Below are 2103 nucleotides of genomic sequence, written 5' to 3'. Positions count from 1 at the left end.
ATCGGCTTCGGGAAGAACCACGAGGCGAACGTGATCTGGCTGTCGAACGCCGCGATCGGTGACCTGGCCCACGACTTCGGGAAGCTGGTGGAGGACAACCAGTGAAGCGGCGGGGCTGGTTCGGGTGGGTCTCGCTGGGGGCGCGGTTGCTGCTCGGTGGCGTGATGCTGGTCGCCGGCGCGATGAAGGTCACCGACCCGGAGACCGCGGCCCAGGCGGTCCGGGCGTACGAGCTGCTGCCGTCGTCGCTGGTGCAACCGGTCGGCTGGGGCCTGCCGTTCCTGGAGATCGCGATCGGGCTGCTGCTGATCGTCGGCTTCGGCGTCCGGACGGCCGCGGTCGCGGCGGGGGTGTTCCTGCTCGCGTTCGTGGTCGCGGTGTCGTCGGCCTGGGCGCGCGGGCTGTCGATCGACTGCGGCTGCTTCGGCGGCGGCGGGCAGGTCGCGCCGGGCCAGACGAAGTACCTGCAGGAGATCCTGCGGGACGCCGGCCTGCTGCTGCTGGCCGGCTGGCTGTGGGTGTACCCGGCCAGCAAGTTCGCCGTCGTATCCGAAACACCACAAGGAGTCACCGCGTCGTGAGCACCACTGGCAACCCGTTGGCGCAGCCCCCGAAGCGCCGGATCTCGCCCGCGATCGTCGTGGTGGTCATCCTGGTACTGGCGCTGGCCGGCGGCGTCGGCGTCCAGTACTACCGCGGCCACTCCAAGGTCGAGGTGACCCCGACCGGGCGCCCGGAGCCCGCGGTGATCACCGGCCCGGGGACGTCCGGCAAGGGCGTCACGGTCGGCAAGGCCGGCGCGAAGGTGAACATCGACCTGTACCTCGACTTCCGCTGCCCGCACTGCGCGGACTTCGAGAAGGAGAGCGGCGCGACCATCGACAAGCTGGTCGCGGACGGCACCGCGACGCTCACGTACTGGCCGCTGCAGTTCGTGAACCCGAGCGCCTCGCCACGGCTGGCGAACGCGTTCGCCGCGGCCGCCGCGAACGGCAAGGCCCTGGGCTTCGCCGACCAGCTGTACGGCGACTTCTCGAAGTCCTGGACCGACGACCAGCTGATCGAGCTCGGCAAGCAGCTCGGCGTCGGCGACGCGAAGTACCAGCAGGCCCTGCAGGACAAGACGTACGCGGGCTGGCTGGAGTCGGTCGGCAAGGCCGCCGACGACCGCGGCGTGACCGGGACGCCGACCGTCTACCTGAACGGCAAACAGCTCCCGGCCGACCAGCTGACCGCCGAGGGCCTGCAAAAGGCCGTGGATGCGATCGCATCGTGACCGAGCGTTTGTGGCCGTGCCCTGACAGGTCGAGTAGCGTTCCCACTTGCCATGTCTAGTCTGAGTCTTGCCGTGACGGTTCCGGCGTTCATTCCCAGCCCGAGCCAGGGTGTCTGGCACGTTCTCGGCCTGCCGATCCGTGCCTACGCGCTGTGCATCCTGGCCGGCATCTTCGCCGGGTACTGGCTCGGCCGCCGCCGCTGGGTCGCCCGCGGCGGGTCCGCGCCGGTGCTCGCCGACATCATGTTCTGGGCGATCCCGTTCGGGCTGGTCGGTGCGCGGATCTACCACGTGATCACCGACGCCGAGCTGTACTTCGGTCCCGGCAAGCACCCGATCGACGCGCTGAAGATCTGGCACGGCGGGCTCGGCATCTGGGGTGCCGTCGGGTTCGGCGCGCTCGGTGCCTGGATCGCCTGCCGGCGGGCGAAGGTGCCGTTCCTGGCGGTCGCCGACGCGATTGCGCCCGGGATCGCGCTGGCGCAGATCTTCGGGCGGTTCGGCAACTACTTCAACCAGGAGCTGTTCGGCCGCCCGACCACGAAGCCGTGGGGTCTGGAGATCGCCCCCGAGCACCGCCCGCCGGGGTACGCCGACTTCGCCACGTTCCACCCGACGTTCCTGTACGAGGCGATCTGGAACCTCGGCGTGGTCGCGCTCGTACTGCTCGTCGACCGCCGCTTCAAGCTCGGCCACGGCCGCGCGTTCTTCCTGTACGCCGCCGCCTACACCGCGGGCCGCGCCTGGATCGAGAACCTGCGCATCGACACCGTCAACCACATCTTCGGCCTCCGCCTGAACGTGTGGACGGCCCTGATCATGTTCGT

General features: G+C 69.9%; 3 protein-coding genes. All 3 read left to right on the top strand.

The features are described 5' to 3' along the window. The first annotated feature begins 101 nt into the window (after positions 1-101). Positions 102-581 carry a MauE/DoxX family redox-associated membrane protein gene (locus tag VFF46_RS27330; protein WP_325040092.1) on the top strand — a complete coding sequence of 160 codons (480 nt, stop codon included), beginning with the start codon at positions 102-104 and terminating at the stop codon, positions 579-581. Further along, positions 578-1276 (top strand): DsbA family protein, encoded by a 699-nt coding sequence (locus VFF46_RS27325; RefSeq protein ID WP_325040091.1) that lies wholly within the window; start codon positions 578-580, stop codon positions 1274-1276. The genes VFF46_RS27330 and VFF46_RS27325 overlap by 4 nt, the downstream gene beginning before the upstream one ends. A 72-nt stretch (positions 1277-1348) precedes the next feature. Next, the coding region (gene lgt / locus VFF46_RS27320) for a prolipoprotein diacylglyceryl transferase (protein WP_325040090.1) at positions 1349-2103 on the top strand (755 nt) is incomplete at its 3' end.

It is taken from the genome of Kribbella sp. (assembly GCF_035655035.1).
Taxonomy (GTDB): Bacteria; Actinomycetota; Actinomycetes; order Propionibacteriales; family Kribbellaceae; genus Kribbella.
The sequence above is the reverse complement of the archived record's forward strand: the minus strand, read 5'-3'. Positions and strand labels throughout refer to the sequence as shown.